This window comes from Caballeronia sp. dw_19 (assembly GCF_018449515.1).
Taxonomy (GTDB): domain Bacteria; phylum Pseudomonadota; class Gammaproteobacteria; order Burkholderiales; family Burkholderiaceae; genus Caballeronia.
The window spans coordinates 79,730-96,140 of sequence record NZ_JAAVUQ010000028.1; the positions used below are offsets into that span (position 1 = coordinate 79,730).

A 16,411-nucleotide genomic window follows, 5' to 3' on the forward strand; every position below is an offset into this window, starting at 1 on the left:
TATGGCATTGCTGGATAAGGAAGTATTTTGGCCCCCGGCGGATGAATTGCTGGAAGCCGCCGAGCGAATCCGGCGGCGGCTGGGCGAGTGGCCGGCGGCATCTAAGACATGGCGAATCTGCTTGAGCGAGCCGGATCATCCGCGCTCGGGTGATTTGATCGTGGATGGCGGCGTTGAGCCGTTGCCGAAGGGAGTTGGGCGTCTGGAGGTAGAAGCGGGGAGGGCGACGCTGCATCTGGATAACGTCGCGTACACACTGGAGGGCGAATGGTCGGACGATTGGCCGGCCGCGTTGGCCGCATTCCTTGATTGCGGTTTCGAGCCGCACGACGCGCTCGTGCTGGCGCTTGCGTGGCGCCCGGCCAATCTGGATGAACTCGACGCGTGGCCCGTCGATTTTTCCACGTTTCCGAAGGTCGGGAAATTGCCGGCGGCCCCTTCAAAGCCTTTCCCCCATTGCCCGGAGAGGCTTGGCTTATATCCCGTCCTGCCGAGCGCGGAATGGGTCGAACGGGTTCTCGACCAAGGCGTCCGAACGGCGCAATTACGCCGTAAAACCACCGATTCCGGCGATTTAAAGCAGGAAATCGAACGGTCGGTGGCGTCGGGCGCGAAGCACGAGGCGCAGCTTTTTATCAATGATCATTGGCAGGAAGCCATCAAGGCCGGTGCGTACGGCGTGCATCTCGGGCAGGAAGACGTGGAGACTGCCGACCTGAACGCGATTGCCGAAGCGGGCTTGCGCTTGGGCCTGTCGACCCATGGCTACTATGAAATGCTGAAGGCGCTGCATTTCAAGCCGAGCTACCTCGCGCTCGGCGCGGTGTTCCCGACCACGACGAAAATCATGCCAACGGCGCCACAAGGTTTGTCGCGTTTGACACGTTATGTGCGCTTGCTCGACGGCATCGTGCCGCTCGTTGCAATTGGCGGCATCAACGGCCCGGTTTTGCGACAAATTATTTCAACCGGCGTGGGAAGCGCAGCAGTCGTGCGGGCCGTTACAGAGGCGCCGGATCTGGGTGCCGCCATTTCTGCGCTGCAACAGGAATTCGGGCGATAATGCGCCGGATTCGGGAAAATATTCAGCCGTTAAACCAACCGAAGGGGGCCCCCACGACACCCGTTGCGTAGAGGCCCTATAATTCGGCCCTCTTGCGTAAAAGGATTGTCAGCCTTCGTGTCAGCTTCTCCCGAGACCTTGCTAGAGCTTCGCGACGTCGATTTCGGCTACGGCGACCGGCTCGTATTATCGAACCTGAACATGCGCTTCAAGCGCGGTCAGGTCGTGGCTGTCATGGGCGGTTCCGGCTGTGGCAAGACGACCGTGCTACGCTTGATCGGCGGCTTGGTGAAGGCTAAACGCGGCCAGGTGTTGTTCGGCGGCAAGGACGTCGGCACCCAGAGCCGCGACGGCCTTTACGCGCTTCGCCGCAAGATGGGGATGCTGTTCCAGTTCGGCGCGCTGTTCACCGACCAATCCGTATTCGATAACGTCGCGTTCCCGCTGCGGGAACACACCGATCTCCCCGAAGAACTCCTGCGTGACCTCGTGCTGATGAAGCTCAACGCGGTTGGTTTGCGGGGTGCGCGCGATCTCGCGCCGTCGGAGATATCGGGCGGCATGGCTCGCCGCGTGGCGCTTGCCCGCGCCATCGCGCTGGATCCCGAACTGATGATGTACGACGAGCCCTTTGCCGGCCTCGATCCCATTTCGCTCGGCATCACGGCTAATTTGATCCGCACGCTGAACAGCGCGCTGGGCGCCACGTCCATTCTGGTGACGCACGACGTGCCGGAATCGTTCGCCATTGCCGATTACGTGTATTTCATCGCGAACGGCGGCGTTCTGGCGGAAGGCACGCCGGCGCAGTTGCGGGCGTCCCAGGAACCGTCGGTTCGGCAGTTTATCGACGGTACGCCGGACGGTCCGTTCAAATTTCACTATCCAAGCACGACGCCGCTGGCGGCGGACTTTGGACTCGGAGCAAAAGCATGATCAGCGCCATCGGACGGTCGGTGCTCGGCAGCTTCGGCACGATTGGTTACGCGACGCGCATGTTCCTGCGCCTGGTCGTCGAATTCTTTCCGTTGATGCGCCGACCGCGCCTTGTCACGAAACAGATCCTGTTTGTCGGTAACTATTCGCTGTTGATCATCGCGGTTTCGGGCTTGTTCGTGGGTTTTGTGCTCGGTTTGCAGGGTTATCTCACCCTTAACCGATACGGCTCCGAGCAAGCGCTCGGCCTCCTGGTGGCGCTGTCGCTGGTGCGCGAACTCGGGCCGGTGGTGACCGCGTTGCTGTTCGCGGGTCGCGCGGGCACGTCGCTGACGGCGGAAATCGGCCTGATGAAAGCCGGCGAGCAGCTTACCGCCATGGAAATGATGGCGGTCGATCCGCTCAAGGTGGTGGTGGCGCCGCGCTTCTGGGCGGGCATCATCGCCATGCCGATTCTGGCCGCCATTTTCAGCGCGGTCGGCATTTTCGGCGGTTATGTGGTCGGCGTGCTGATGATCGGCGTGGATTCGGGCGCGTTCTGGTCCCAGATGCAAGGCGGCATCGACGTATGGAGCGACGTAGGCAACGGCGTGATCAAGAGCCTGGTGTTCGGCTTTGCCGTCACGTTCATTGCCCTGTTCCAGGGTTATGAAGCCCAGCCGACGCCGGAAGGCGTTTCGCGCGCGACCACGAAAACGGTGGTGTACGGCTCGCTGGCCGTGCTCGGGCTGGATTTCCTGCTGACCGCGCTGATGTTCAACTGACTACTCCGGGCCGGACCGCGACGCTCTTTGTGTCGCGATTCGGTTCACCGGTTCGTGGACGTTGTGAAGGGCACAGTCCTTCACACAAAAAACTGCGACAAGATTCTTTGGGAAGACGATGAAAAAGACTGCTGCTCTCGACTTTTGGGTCGGCCTCTTCGTGGTGCTGGGCTTCGTGGCGCTGTTATTCCTTGCGTTGAAGGCGGGCAACATGAGCTCGCTGTCGTTTCAGCCGACCTACGCGGTCAAGCTGAAATTCGACAATATCGGCGGGCTGAAGCCGCGTGCGCCGGTGAAGAGCGCGGGCGTGACGGTGGGCCGTGTGGATTCGATCGGTTTTGACCAGAACACGTATCAGGCGTTGGTCACCATCAATCTCGATAAGCAATATCAGTTTCCGAAGGATTCGTCGGCGAAGATCCTGACGTCGGGCTTGCTCGGCGAGCAGTACATCGGCCTGGAGCCGGGCGGCGACGACCAGATGCTCAAAGCGGGCGACACCATTTCGATGACGCAATCGGCGGTGGTTCTTGAGAATCTGATCGGGCAATTCCTGTACAACAAAGCGGCGGATTCGGGCGCATCCAAGAGCCCGGCAACCTCTGCCGCACCTGCTGCAACGCCTGCTGCGCCAGCTTTCCCGGGCGCCGCGAGCGCGATGGGCGCGAGCGCGGCGACTCAATGAGCCGGACTGGCGGTTCCAGATTCCAGGCAGTCGAAGGCGCGCCGATCTCGCAGTACGGGCTTGGCCTTCGGATCAGCATCAATAAGGAGAAGAACAAATGCAGGCAATGCGCGTAAATAGCGCGGCTGTGATAGTCGCGGTGGCGGTGCTTGCCGGGTGCGCAACCGTCACCACGCCGACCAAGGGTGATCCGTTCGAGAGTTACAACCGGACGATGTTCACGATCAACGACAAGATCGATGAAGTCGCGCTCAAGCCGATTGCCAAGGGGTACGTGTACGTTACGCCGCAGCCGGTGCGCGACAGTGTCACAAATTTCTTCGGCAATATCGGCGATATTTATACCGCTGCGAATAATCTGGTGCAGTTGAAGATTGCAGACGGCGTGTCGGACATCATGCGTGTCGTGATGAACTCGATCTTCGGCGTGGCCGGCTTGTTCGACGTAGCGAGCGTTGCCGGACTGCCGAAGCACACCCAGGACTTCGGCTTGACGCTCGGCCATTACGGCGTGCCGGCGGGTCCCTATGTCGTGCTGCCGTTGCTGGGACCGAGCACGGTGCGTGATACGGCGGGTACGGTTGTCGATTATTTCGGCAGCGTGACGAGCTTCGTGGACCCGACCTGGTTCCGTTCCACGCTGTTCGGTCTGCAACTGATCAACACGCGAGCCAACTTGCTGGGCGCGGGCGACGTGCTGGCGGGCGCGGCGCTCGACAAGTATTCGTTCGTGCGTAATGCGTATCTGCAACGCCGCCAGTATCTGATCGGCGGCGACAACAGCGCGAGCGACGGCAACGAAGCTCTGCCGAAGTACGAGGATGTAGACAGCGGCGCGGCAGCAGGCGCAGCGCCTGCTTCAGCTACCACTGCGGCGCCGGTTGCGGCTGCGTCGGCACCGGAGGCGGCTTCGGGCGAGACTGCGGCGAGCGAACCCGGTGCAAATACTGTGCGGCCGGACCAGATGGTGCCGCCGCGGATTCCGTCGTTCCCGTCGTTCAGGCTGCGTTAAAGCGTGCAGAATGACGGCCCGGTAATATAACGAAAGCCTTTCGATGGCTGAAAGGGTGTGGAAGATGAACTCATGGTGAACACCACGCTCAAACTCAGGCCACTTTTTTTGCAGAGTCCGTAATGAAAAAACTATTTCTACTTCCCCTGTTTGCCGTGCTGATGGCGTTTTGCAGCGGTGCGTTCGCGCAGGCTGGCGACATGTCCACTCCTGACGGGTTGGTCAAGACAGTCACATCGCAAGTGCTCGATCAGATCAAGGCTGACAAGCAGATCCAGTCGGGCAACATCACGCGCATCACGCAGCTGGTGAACGAGAAGATCCTGCCGTACACGGACTTCACGCGGACCACGCGTCTTGTCATGGGGCGCAACTGGAACACGGCTACGCCGCAACAGCAGAAAGACATCGTCGAGCAGTTCAAGATGCTGCTGATCCGTACGTATTCGGGGGCGCTTGCTCAGGTTCGCGATCAACAGGTCCAGTACAAGCCGTTCCGGGCAGATCCTAGCGATACAGACGTGGTGGTGCGCTCGGTGGTGCTGAACAACGGTTCGCCGATCGAGCTCGACTATCGTTTGTACAAGACGCCGCAGGGCTGGAAGGTCTATGACATCAACGTGCTGGGCGCGTGGCTGATTCAGGCTTACCAGCAGCAGTTCAACGAGCAGATCCAGCAACACGGCGTGGACGGGCTGGTGCAGTTCCTCACGCAGCGTAACCAGCAACTGGCGAGCGGCAAGGCATCGTGAGTCGCTTCGAAACCGCCGCGACGCTCACGCACGAGAGCGCAAGAAGCGCGCTCGACGCGGGTTTGTCGCGGATCGCCGCTGGCGCGACTGAAGTGGATTGCGCGTCGCTCAAACAATTCGATTCGTCGGCGCTCGCCGTGCTGCTCGCGTGGCAACGCGCGGCGGTTGCGCGTGGCGCGGCGCTTACTGTTGTTAATCTTCCCTCGGGGCTTGCCAGTCTTGCGCAGGCTTATGGCGTGGATTCACTTCTGTCTTTTCGTTCGCACTAGGGGGATGGGTTCCGGGTGCGAGCGTTAGGGGGCGGGGTTGATGCCGGGTTGGTCGGTTCTGGGGTTAGTGGTCGGGGTCTATGCCGGGTTGCTGCTTTCAGCGTTAGTGGTCTGCAGGAGTCGGATTTTCTCTTTATCACTATTAGCCACTGTGCGTGGCGGCACGTCATTTCTTTGTCCAAAGCGACAAAGAAACGAAGCAAAGAAAACGCTTTAACCGCGCTACCCTAAGTGTCCACAGCGTGCAGTTTCAATTCATGGGTGCCCCAAAAGCACGGTGCTCGCCAGAGCGGAGGATGTGTGAACCCCTCCTTCTCCGAACACGGATACCCACACGCTTCGCCACCAGTGACTGAATCTGCCCAAGGAGCACCCCGCGCTATCCGCGGATAACCTCCCTCCAATGTGTACGCGCCTCGAACCTCGTCGCCAACCCGCCAAGAAACGAAGCCGCGAAGATGCGGGCGGCCGTAACTGACGAAAATAGCTGTACAGAACGCGCAGCCAATTCACAAAAACTGAGGCAGTAACCACAAGCACGCATCAAGCTGTGGCCTACGAATACGGTCGCACAGACCAGATAGCTAATCCGTCAAAACCGCAGCCGTAAATACCCGTAAGGCTGTGCGGGTTCCTTAGCAATTGTGCTTGCCCGAGAGCGTACGGGGCGAAGCGTGTTCGTGTCAGGATTCGCGAGAAGGAGGGGTTCACACATCCGTGGCTCTGGCGAGCACCGTGCTTTTGGGGCACCTATGAATGAAAACTGCACGCTGTGGACACTTAGGGTAGCGTGGTTGAAAGCGTTTTCTTTGCTTCGTTTCTTTGTCGCTTTGGACAAAGAAATGACGTGCCGCCACGCACAGTGGCTAATAGTGATAAAGAGAAAATCCGACTCTCACAGACCACTAACACTGAAAGCAGCAACCCGGCATAGACCCCGACCGCTAACCCCAGAACCGACCACCCCGGCATTGACCCCGACCACTACCGCCGAAACCACCAACCCAGCATTGACCCCTAACCACTAAACACCGAAAGCACCAACCCAAACAGAACCCCAAGTGCGAACGAAGACCCCTTGAGCAATCGGCTAACCTCCGCCGCGTTTGGCCTATAATCAACCGTTTTTTCGGCCTGCTATCCGCCTTTCATTTTGTAAAGGCCGGTTCCGGTTCCGATCCGCACACATCGAGGCGCAGCCCCGCCGGCGCGCGCACTGTCATGTCAGCCATAGAAATACGCAACGTCAAGAAGCGCTACAAAGAGCTGCAAGCGCTCAAAGGCGTGAACCTCGTCGTCGAAGAAGGCGAGTTTTTCGGCCTGCTCGGCCCCAACGGTGCCGGTAAAACGACCCTCATCAGCATCCTCGCGGGCCTCGCGCGCGCCGATAGCGGAGCCGTCTCCGTGCTCGGCCACGACGTGGTCACCGACTTCCGCCAGGCGCGCCGCTCGCTGGGCGTGGTGCCGCAGGAACTCGTCTTCGATCCGTTTTTTACCGTCCGCGAAGCACTGCGCATCCAGTCCGGCTATTTCGGCCTGCGCAAGAACGACGACTGGATCGACGAAATCATGGCCAATCTCGATCTCACCGAGAAAGCCGATGTCAACACGCGCGCGCTCTCAGGTGGCATGAAACGTCGTGTGCTGGTAGCCCAGGCGCTGGTCCACAAGCCGCCGGTGATCGTGCTAGACGAGCCAACCGCGGGTGTCGATGTCGAATTGCGCCAGACGCTCTGGAAGTTCATCTCCCGGTTGAACCGCGAAGGCCACACCATCGTGCTGACCACGCACTATCTTGAAGAAGCCGAGGCGTTGTGCGACCGGCTCGCCATGCTGCGTCGGGGTGAAGTCGTCGCGCTTGAACGAACCAGCACGCTATTGCAGCGCTTCGCCGGAATGCAGCTTTCGTTGCGTTTCTCGCACGGCGTATTGCCCGTCGAGTTGCGCGCGCTGGAAGTCGATTCGCGCGCGGCTTCCGGGACCAACCATTTGTTGCGGCTCGCAAGCTACGACGACGTCGAGCCGATCCTGGCGAAATGCCGCGCAGCGGGCTGCACGTTCGATGAAATCGATGTGCGCAAAGCAGATCTGGAGGATGTGTTCGTGCAGGTGATGAACGAGCCGGAAGTCATCGAGGGCCTTTCATGAGCGGCTTTCGTACCCTGTTCTACAAAGAACTCCTGCGTTTCTACAAAGTTGGGTTTCAAACGGTGCTCGCACCGGTTATCACCGCGCTTTTGTACCTGATGATCTTCGGGCACGCGCTGACAAATCACGTCGAGGTTTATCCGGGCGTGGCTTACACAAGTTTCCTCGTGCCGGGACTGGTGATGATGAGCGTGTTGCAGAACGCGTTCGCGAACAGCTCGTCGTCGCTGATCCAGTCGAAGATCACGGGCAACCTCGTTTTCGTGCTGCTGCCGCCGCTGTCGCACTGGGAAATGTACTTTGCGTATGTGCTCGCGTCCGTCGTGCGCGGGATTGCGGTCGGTTTTGGCGTGTTTATCGTCACGGTGTGGTTCATTCCCATGAGTTTCGCCGCGCCGTTCTATATTCTCGGTTTTGCGATCCTCGGTTCTGCAATTCTAGGAACGCTCGGATTGATCGCCGGCGTCTGGGCCGATAAATTCGACCAGCTCGCGGCATTCCAAAACTTTTTGATCATGCCGCTGACTTTCCTGTCGGGCGTGTTTTACTCCACCCATACGCTGCCGCCGATCTGGCGCGAAGTGTCGCGACTGAATCCGTTCTTCTACATGATCGACGGTTTCCGATACGGCTTCTTCGGCATGTCCGACGTCAATCCACTCGCGAGCCTTGGCATTGTCGGCGGGTTTTTCATCGTACTGGCGGGAATCGCCATACGCTTGCTGGCAAGCGGTTACAAACTGCGTCATTGATAGCGTCACTCATCAGTTCGCTTAATTTTCAGGAGACTTCCATGTTGCCAACTCCGGAACAAGTGAAGGAATACATTGCTGGCGGCCTCGCTTGCCAGCATGTCGAAGTAGAAGGCGACGGCCAGCATTTCTTCGCGACCATCGTGAGCGACGCATTCGAAGGCAAGCGGCCCATCGCTCGCCATCAACTCGTCTACGCGGCGCTCGGCGACCGCATGCGCGCGGAAATCCACGCGCTGAGCATGAAAACGCTGACCCCGGCCGAGTGGAAACCCGTCTGAGCGTTCCCAACATTTGATGATGTCACCGCATCACCCGTAACCGACTGGCTGAAAATTTAGTGCGATTCACTCAAGACAACCGCAGCGCCGATAACGGCGCTGCAGCAGGAAGCTCCGTAGAAGGAACGCCAAGCATGGACAAACTCGTGATTGTCGGGGGCGCGAAGCTCTCGGGCGAAATCGTGGTATCGGGTGCGAAGAACGCGGCGCTGCCCATTCTTTGCGCCAGTCTGCTCACGGCTGACGACGTGCATCTGGAAAACGTGCCCAACCTGCAAGACGTGCGCACGATGCTCAAACTGCTCAACCAGATGGGCCTGCGTTCCGAATCAGCGAACGGAAAGGTCTGGCTGAATGCATCGAAGGTCGACAACCTGCTCGCGCCGTATGAAATGGTCAAGACCATGCGCGCGTCCATTCTCGTGCTCGGGCCGCTGCTCGCGCGTTTCGGCGAAGCCAAGGTGTCGTTGCCGGGCGGCTGCGCGATCGGCGCGCGTCCCGTCGATCAGCACATCAAGGGCCTGCAGGCGATGGGCGCCGAGATCACGATCGAACATGGGTTCATTGAAGCGCGGGCGAAGCGGCTGAAGGGCGCACGCATTGTCACCGACATGATCACCGTCACCGGCACGGAAAACCTGCTGATGGCTGCGGTGCTGGCGGAAGGCGAAACGGTCATCGAGAACGCGGCGCGCGAGCCGGAAGTCAGCGATCTCGCGAATCTGCTCGTCGCGATGGGCGCGAAGATCGACGGGATCGGGTCGGACCGGCTGGTGATTCAGGGCGTAGACAAGTTGCACGGCGCGCGTCATTCGGTGGTGCCGGATCGGATTGAAGCGGGCACGTTCCTGTGCGCGGTCGCGGCTACCGGCGGCGACGTGACGTTGCGTAACGTGAATCCTTCGTTGCTCGAAGCCGTGATTGAAAAGCTGCACGAAGCGGGTGTATCTATTGAAGAAGGCGAGAACTGGCTTCGTGTACGTATGAACAAACGTCCGACGGCGGTCAGCTTCCGTACGTCGGAATATCCGGCGTTCCCCACCGACATGCAGGCTCAGTTCATGGCGCTCAACACGCTCGCGACCGGCACGTCGCAAGCGGTGGAAACCATCTTCGAAAACCGTTTCATGCACGTGCAGGAATTGAACCGATTGGGCGCAAGCATTACCGTCGACGGTAATACGGCGCTCGTGAACGGTGTACAGAAACTGTCGGGCGCGAAGGTGATGGCGACGGATCTGCGGGCATCGGCGAGTCTGGTGATCGCGGCCATGTGCGCGGATGGTGAAACGTTGATTGATCGTATCTATCACCTCGATCGCGGCTACGACCGGATGGAAAGCAAACTGACCGCAGTTGGCGCGAACGTACGGCGTATCAACGGTAGCGGAGGCGAGCAATGAGTTCGCTGCAAACTTCGCAGTCGTTGAGTTCGGTGCCGGCTAGCGCGATGTTGACGCTGGCGTTATCGAAGGGACGCATCTTCGACGAAACCCTGCCGCTGCTCGCCGCAGCCGGCGTGGAAGTGACGGAAGATCCCGAAACGTCGCGCAAGCTGATCCTGCCGACCACGAACCCGAACTTGCGCGTGATCATCGTGCGTGCAACCGATGTTCCGACCTACGTCGAATACGGCGCGGCCGACTTCGGCGTGGCGGGCAAGGACGTGTTGATCGAGCATGGCGGCGGCGGTTTGTATCAACCGATCGATCTGAATATTGCGCGCTGCCGGATGTCGGTGGCGGTGAAGAATGGCTTCGATTACGAAACCGCCGTGCGCCAGGGTGCACGGCTGCGCATCGCGACAAAATATGTTGAAGTGGCACGTGAGCATTTCGCGGCGAAGGGCGTTCACGTCGATCTGATCAAGCTGTATGGATCGATGGAACTGGCGCCGCTGGTCGGTCTGGCCGACGCCATTGTCGACCTGGTCAGTTCAGGTAATACATTGCGCGCGAATGATTTGGTCGAAGTTGAAGAAATCATGGAAATATCGTCGCGTCTGGTCGTCAATCAGGCCGCGCTGAAGTTGAAACGCGCCGCGTTGAAACCGTATCTCGATGCGTTCGAACGCGCGTCGGTTGGCGCGTAAAAGTAGAGTAAAGCAGAGCAGGGCAAACAACCGGATACCAGCATGTCTATCAAGATTCGCAAACTCGATTCCAGCGCCAACGGTTTTCACACGGCGCTGCACGCGGTGCTCGCGTTCGAGGCGAGCGAGGACGAAGCCATCGAGCGCTCGGTCGCGCAAATTCTCGCCGATGTCAAAACGCGTGGCGACGACGCTGTCCTGGAATACACGAACAAGTTTGACCGGCTGAAAGCCGAGAACGTCGCGTCGCTGGAATTGCCGCAGGCTGAACTGGAAGCGGCGCTCGAAGGGCTCGTACCGAAACGCCGCGCCGCGCTGGAAGCAGCGGCGGCGCGCGTGCGCGGTTATCACGAGAAACAGCGGATCGAGTGCGGCAGCCATAGCTGGCAGTACACGGAAGCAGACGGCACGGTGCTCGGCCAGAAAGTCATGCCGCTGGATCGCGCGGGTATCTACGTGCCGGGCGGCAAGGCGGCGTATCCGTCGTCGGTGCTGATGAACGCGATTCCCGCGCGCGTGGCCGGCGTGAAGGAAATCGTGATGGTCGTGCCCACGCCCGACGGCGTGAAAAATCCGCTGGTGCTCGCGGCGGCGTTGCTGGGCGGCGTGGACCGCGTGTTTACCATCGGCGGCGCGCAGGCGATCGGCGCGCTGGCCTACGGCACGCAATCCATTCCTGCCGTCGATAAAATCTGCGGCCCGGGTAACGCGTACGTTGCATCGGCAAAACGGCGCGTGTTCGGCACCGTCGGTATCGACATGATCGCGGGACCGTCGGAAATCCTGATTATCTGCGATGCGACCACGGACCCGCGCTGGGTCGCAATGGATCTGTTCTCGCAAGCCGAGCACGACGAACTCGCGCAATCCATCCTGCTGTGCCCGGACGCGACGTTTATCCAGCGCGTGGAAGACGCGATCAACGAATTGCTGCCCACGTTGCCCCGTCGCAATGTGATCCAGCGCTCGCTCGAAGACCGTGGTGCGCTGATCAAGGTCGCCGACATGAACGAAGCTTGCGCGATCGCCAACGACATCGCGCCGGAACACCTCGAAATTTCCGCGCTCGATCCGCATCACTGGGCGGCGCAGATCCGTCACGCGGGCGCTATTTTCTTGGGCCGCTACACGAGCGAAAGCCTTGGCGATTACTGCGCGGGACCGAACCATGTACTACCGACGTCACGTACCGCGCGGTTTTCATCGCCGCTGGGCGTGTACGACTTCATCAAGCGCTCAAGCGTGATTGAAGTCAGCGCGGAAGGCGCGCAGACGCTCGGCGAGATTGCAGCCGAACTGGCGTATGGCGAAGGCCTGCAGGCGCATGCGCGCAGCGCTGAATATCGGATGAAAAATACATCGCAGTAACAAAGCAAAGACGCAAACCGAGTTAAACACCGAGGCGGCCTTAGAGCCGCCCAACGTCCGGCGCCTGGCGTCCGGCAATACCATGACACGACCACAAGACATTCTCCGCCCCGACGTCCTTGCAATGACGTGTTATCCCGTGCCGAATTCAACCGGTCTAGTGAAGCTCGACGCAATGGAAAATCCGTATCGGTTGCCGGCGAAGCTGGCTGCTGAATTGGGCGAACGCTTATCGGACGTCGCCTTGAACCGATACCCCGAACCCCGTCCGACCGCGTTGATCGAGAAGATCAAGCGCGTCATGCAAGTGCCCGCCGCGTGCGAATTGCTGCTCGGCAACGGCTCGGATGAATTGATCAGCATGATGTCGATGGCGTGCGCGAAACCCGGCGCCACCGTCGTCGTGCCGGTTCCCGGCTTCGTGATGTACGAGATGTCGGCGAAATTCGCGGGGCTTGAGTTTATCGGCGTGCCGTTGAACGCTGATTTCACACTCGATGTCGACACGCTGATTTCCGCGATCGAAACGCACAACCCGGCGCTGGTATATCTCGCGTATCCGAACAATCCGACCGGCACGCTTTACGACGACGCGGATATTGAACGCGTGATCGCGGCGGCATCGAACAGCCTGGTTGTAATCGATGAAGCGTATCAACCGTTCGCCCAGCAAAGCTGGCTGCCGCGCGCTGCAGATTTCGACAACGTGGTCGTGATGCGGACGATGTCGAAGCTCGGCCTGGCGGGTATTCGCCTGGGTTATCTGGCGGGCAAGGCGTCATGGACCACGGAATTCGATAAAGTGCGTCCGCCGTACAACATCAACGTGCTGACGCAGGCGGCCGCGGATTTCATGCTCGATCACCTCGATGTGCTCGATGCCCAAGCCGCCGAACTCCGCATTGAACGCTCGCGGTTGGAACTGGCCTTGAAGGCGCTGCCCGGCGCGACCGTTTATCCCAGCGCCGGCAACTTTCTGCTGGTTCGTGTTCCCGATGCTGCTGCCGTCTTCGAAACCCTGCTGACATCGCGGGTTTTGATCAAAAACGTGAGTAAAATGCATCCGTTATTGGCGAATTGCGTGCGTTTGACGGTCGGATCGGCAGAAGAGAATGCGCAAATGATCGCCGCTCTGAAACTCGCGCTGCACTGAAATCTCTTAAAAGTCTCAAAGGAAATACCATGCGCAATGCGGAAGTCGTTCGCAACACCAGCGAAACGCAGATCCGTGTGAAGCTCGACCTGGACGGCACCGGCAAGCAAAAGCTTGCCACCGGTGTGCCGTTTCTCGACCACATGCTCGACCAGATCGCGCGTCACGGCCTTTTCGACCTTGAAGTCGAAGCGCATGGCGACCTTCATATCGATGACCACCACACGGTGGAAGATACGGGTATCACGCTGGGTCAGGCCGTGGCGAAGGCCATTGGCGACCGCAAGGGCATTCGCCGATACGGCCATTCCTACGTGCCGCTCGACGAAGCGCTGTCACGCGTGGTGATCGATTTTTCGGGCCGGCCGGGGCTGGAATTTCACGTCCCGTTCACGCGTGCGCGCATTGGCACGTTCGACGTCGATCTCACCATCGAATTCTTCCGCGGTTTCGTGAATCACGCGGGCGTGACGCTGCACATCGACAATTTGCGCGGCATCAATGCGCATCATCAGGTGGAAACCGTCTTCAAGGCATTCGGCCGCGCGTTGCGCATGGCTGTTGAGCTGGACGAGCGCGCGGCAGGGCAGATTCCATCGACCAAGGGCAGCCTTTAAGCGCCTTCTAAATAACGCGAAACTGGCACATGTCGGGCGTGTTTCCAAGCGCGTCCGGGCCGTCCGCGTCGATACGAGCCATGCCGGCCTGCGATGAATCTACTCAAATCGTTTATTTCGTTGCTCGCGCTGATCAATCCGGTCGGCGCGATCCCGTTTTTTCTGAGCTTGACGACCGATATGTCGAGCCCGGAGAAGAAAAACACGATCCGGATCGCGTCCATTTCGGTCTTCTGCGTGATTGGCGTGACTGCGCTGCTCGGACAGCAGATCATCGCGTTCTTCGGGATTTCCGTCGGATCTCTTGAAGTGGGCGGCGGCATCATCATGTTGTTGATGGCGATCAACATGTTGAACGCGCAAGTCGGCAACGCGCGCTCCACGCCGGAAGAGCGACACGAAGCCGAGATGAAAAGCAGCATCGCGGTCGTGCCGCTCGCCATTCCGCTGCTGACGGGACCGGGTTCCATCAGCACGGTGATCGTCTATTCTGCAAGTGTGGTGCACTGGTATGACCGTATCGGACTGGTCATGATCGGCGGGGTGCTGGCGCTGTTGTGTTTCGGTGCGCTGCGCCTGGCTGAACCCATTGCGAGCTGGGTCGGGCGTACGGGCATTAACATTGGTACGCGCCTGATGGGTTTGATGCTGTCGGCGCTGGCGGTGGAATTTATCGTCAACGGATTGAAGGCGTTGCTGCCCTCCTTGAAATAGCGTTCTGGAACGTGCTGAATTGAATACTTCGATGAAAACTTCGATAGCAATCGTGGATTACGGCATGGGCAACCTGCGTTCCGTGTATCAGGCGCTGCGCAAGGCCGCGCCGGAAGCGGACGTGGCGATCGTCGAGCAGCCCGAAGCAATCCGTGCGGCCGACCGGGTCGTGCTGCCGGGACAGGGCGCCATGCGCGACTGCATGGCGCACCTCGGCGCGTCGGGCCTGCAGGAAGCCGTCATGGAAGCCGCGCGCAACAAACCCATGCTGGGCGTGTGTGTCGGTGAGCAGATGCTGTTTGACTGGAGCCAGGAAGGCGACGCGAAGGGCACGAATGGCCTTGGCCTGATACCCGGCAAGGTCGTGCGCTTCGATCTGGAAGGCCAACTGCAAGATGACGGCTCGCGTTTCAAAGTCCCGCAGATGGGCTGGAACCGCGTGCGTCAGACGCAGCGGCACGCGCTGTGGGACGGCGTGCCCGACGAATCATTTTTCTATTTCGTGCACAGTTATTACGGCGTTCCGGACAATCCGGCGCATACGTCCGGCGAAACCCTGTACGGCGCGCCGTTTACTTCGGCTATTGCTCGGGACAATCTGTTCGCGACCCAGTTTCACCCAGAGAAGAGCGCCGATGCGGGCTTGCGGCTGTATCGAAACTTCGTACACTGGAAACCATGAAGTTCGCGTTTTTGGTGCTGTTTTAGCGGTGATTTGACGTTTTGGCTTATGCCGTTTGCAGCGGCGAGCCTTGCATCACTTGTACTACACTAGCGAGACGGCAGGCAAAACAGGGCGCTGTGCCCAAATTTGCAACCGTTCGATCAACCCTCATCCGATAACGCTATTTCTATGTTGCTCATTCCGGCCATCGATCTAAAAGACGGTCAGTGCGTACGCCTCAAACAAGGCGATATGGACCAGGCGACCATTTTTTCCGAAGATCCGGCGGCAATGGCCCGGCTATGGGTCGATCGGGGCGCACGGCGGCTTCATCTCGTCGACCTGAACGGCGCGTTTGCCGGCAAGCCGAAAAACGAAGAAGCCATCCGCGCGATCATCAAGGAAGTCGGTAACGACATCCCGGTGCAGCTCGGTGGCGGCATTCGCGACCTGAACACCATCGAACGCTATCTCGATGACGGTCTGGAGTACGTGATCATCGGCACGGCGGCGGTGAAAAATCCGGGCTTCCTGCAAGATGCGTGCACCGCGTTTGCGGGTCATATCATCGTCGGGCTGGATGCGAAGGACGGTAAGGTCGCCACCGACGGCTGGAGCAAGCTGACGGGGCACGAGGTCATCGACCTCGGCCGCAAGTTCGAAGACTACGGCTGCGAGGCGATCATCTATACGGATATCGGCCGCGACGGCATGTTGCAGGGCATCAACATTGAAGCCACTGTGCGCCTCGCGCAAGCCGTCAAGATTCCAGTGATCGCGAGCGGCGGATTATCGAACCTGGGCGACATCGACTCCCTGTGCGAAGTGGAAGACGAAGGTATTTCCGGCGTGATTTGCGGACGCGCGATTTATTCGGGCGACCTGGATTTCGCCGCCGCGCAAGCGCGCGCCGACAAGCTGCGCGAAGCCGACGACGCCTGAGCCTAAGTTCTTACGCCTAAGTCTTAAGCCTAAGCAGCCGCATGTTGCGAGGGCGCCGCGCAGTCGTGGGTAACTGACCACGCGGCGACCTTTTCGGCCAGCCTGATTTAAGCGCCTTATGTGCTTCCGGACAGTTTTCTGCTCAGCCTGATCGAGGCGCGCCGCAAGTCCGTACAGGCGGGGCGGCCATTCGTTTCGC

18 protein-coding genes are annotated in these 16,411 nt (G+C 59.6%); all 18 read left to right on the forward strand.

The window, feature by feature from the left end; genetic code table 11:
• Position 1: 1 nt before the first annotated feature.
• The gene (gene thiE, locus HB376_RS29100) at positions 2 to 1,063 is read left to right on the forward strand and encodes a thiamine phosphate synthase (RefSeq protein ID WP_213767174.1); all 1,062 of its coding nucleotides are present in this window, start codon (positions 2 to 4) and stop codon (positions 1,061 to 1,063) included.
• A gap of 117 nt (positions 1,064 to 1,180) precedes the next feature.
• Entirely contained in the window at positions 1,181 to 1,999 is an 819-nt protein-coding gene (locus tag HB376_RS29105; RefSeq protein ID WP_213767145.1) for an ATP-binding cassette domain-containing protein, read from the forward strand.
• Entirely contained in the window at positions 1,996 to 2,763 is a 768-nt protein-coding gene (mlaE, locus tag HB376_RS29110) for a lipid asymmetry maintenance ABC transporter permease subunit MlaE (protein ID WP_213767146.1), read from the forward strand. Before HB376_RS29105 ends, mlaE begins: the two co-directional genes overlap by 4 nt.
• 118 nt (positions 2,764 to 2,881) lie before the next feature.
• Positions 2,882 to 3,448, forward strand: a complete 567-nt coding sequence (gene mlaD, locus HB376_RS29115; protein WP_213767147.1) for an outer membrane lipid asymmetry maintenance protein MlaD — start codon at positions 2,882 to 2,884, stop codon at positions 3,446 to 3,448.
• A 97-nt stretch (positions 3,449 to 3,545) separates the two neighbouring features.
• Entirely contained in the window at positions 3,546 to 4,460 is a 915-nt protein-coding gene (locus HB376_RS29120) for a VacJ family lipoprotein (protein ID WP_213767148.1), read from the forward strand.
• Positions 4,461 to 4,582: 122 nt separating this feature from the next.
• On the forward strand, positions 4,583 to 5,212 hold the full coding sequence (locus tag HB376_RS29125) for an ABC transporter substrate-binding protein (protein WP_213767149.1): 630 nt from the start codon (positions 4,583 to 4,585) through the stop codon (positions 5,210 to 5,212).
• Positions 5,206 to 5,481: an STAS domain-containing protein gene (locus HB376_RS29130; protein ID WP_213767175.1), complete on the forward strand. Its 276-nt coding sequence runs from the start codon at positions 5,206 to 5,208 to the stop codon at positions 5,479 to 5,481. The genes HB376_RS29125 and HB376_RS29130 overlap by 7 nt, the downstream gene beginning before the upstream one ends.
• 1,221 nt (positions 5,482 to 6,702) lie before the next feature.
• On the forward strand, positions 6,703 to 7,629 hold the full coding sequence (locus tag HB376_RS29135) for an ABC transporter ATP-binding protein (protein ID WP_213767150.1): 927 nt from the start codon (positions 6,703 to 6,705) through the stop codon (positions 7,627 to 7,629).
• Complete coding sequence (locus HB376_RS29140; RefSeq protein ID WP_213767151.1) at positions 7,626 to 8,381, forward strand: ABC transporter permease; 756 nt, start codon at positions 7,626 to 7,628, stop codon at positions 8,379 to 8,381. The genes HB376_RS29135 and HB376_RS29140 overlap by 4 nt, the downstream gene beginning before the upstream one ends.
• A gap of 41 nt (positions 8,382 to 8,422) precedes the next feature.
• Positions 8,423 to 8,662 carry a BolA family protein gene (locus HB376_RS29145; protein WP_031362176.1) on the forward strand — a complete coding sequence of 80 codons (240 nt, stop codon included), beginning with the start codon at positions 8,423 to 8,425 and terminating at the stop codon, positions 8,660 to 8,662.
• Positions 8,663 to 8,796: 134 nt separating this feature from the next.
• The gene (gene murA, locus HB376_RS29150; protein WP_213767152.1) at positions 8,797 to 10,065 is read left to right on the forward strand and encodes a UDP-N-acetylglucosamine 1-carboxyvinyltransferase; all 1,269 of its coding nucleotides are present in this window, start codon (positions 8,797 to 8,799) and stop codon (positions 10,063 to 10,065) included.
• Positions 10,062 to 10,754, forward strand: a complete 693-nt coding sequence (gene hisG / locus HB376_RS29155; RefSeq protein ID WP_158934227.1) for an ATP phosphoribosyltransferase — start codon at positions 10,062 to 10,064, stop codon at positions 10,752 to 10,754. The genes murA and hisG overlap by 4 nt, the downstream gene beginning before the upstream one ends.
• Before the next feature lie 42 nt (positions 10,755 to 10,796).
• Positions 10,797 to 12,122, forward strand: coding sequence for a histidinol dehydrogenase (hisD, locus tag HB376_RS29160; protein WP_213767153.1), 1,326 nt, complete (start codon positions 10,797 to 10,799; stop codon positions 12,120 to 12,122).
• Positions 12,123 to 12,204: 82 nt separating this feature from the next.
• Complete coding sequence (gene hisC / locus HB376_RS29165; protein WP_213767154.1) at positions 12,205 to 13,275, forward strand: histidinol-phosphate transaminase; 1,071 nt, start codon at positions 12,205 to 12,207, stop codon at positions 13,273 to 13,275.
• A 29-nt stretch (positions 13,276 to 13,304) separates the two neighbouring features.
• The gene (gene hisB / locus HB376_RS29170) at positions 13,305 to 13,892 is read left to right on the forward strand and encodes an imidazoleglycerol-phosphate dehydratase HisB (protein ID WP_213767155.1); all 588 of its coding nucleotides are present in this window, start codon (positions 13,305 to 13,307) and stop codon (positions 13,890 to 13,892) included.
• A 93-nt stretch (positions 13,893 to 13,985) separates the two neighbouring features.
• Positions 13,986 to 14,606, forward strand: a complete 621-nt coding sequence (locus tag HB376_RS29175; protein WP_213767156.1) for a MarC family protein — start codon at positions 13,986 to 13,988, stop codon at positions 14,604 to 14,606.
• 31 nt (positions 14,607 to 14,637) lie between these two features.
• Positions 14,638 to 15,288, forward strand: coding sequence for an imidazole glycerol phosphate synthase subunit HisH (gene hisH, locus HB376_RS29180; RefSeq protein ID WP_213767157.1), 651 nt, complete (start codon positions 14,638 to 14,640; stop codon positions 15,286 to 15,288).
• Positions 15,289 to 15,459: 171 nt separating this feature from the next.
• The gene (hisA, locus tag HB376_RS29185; RefSeq protein ID WP_089166109.1) at positions 15,460 to 16,212 is read left to right on the forward strand and encodes a 1-(5-phosphoribosyl)-5-[(5-phosphoribosylamino)methylideneamino]imidazole-4-carboxamide isomerase; all 753 of its coding nucleotides are present in this window, start codon (positions 15,460 to 15,462) and stop codon (positions 16,210 to 16,212) included.
• The last annotated feature ends 199 nt before the right edge of the window (positions 16,213 to 16,411 follow it).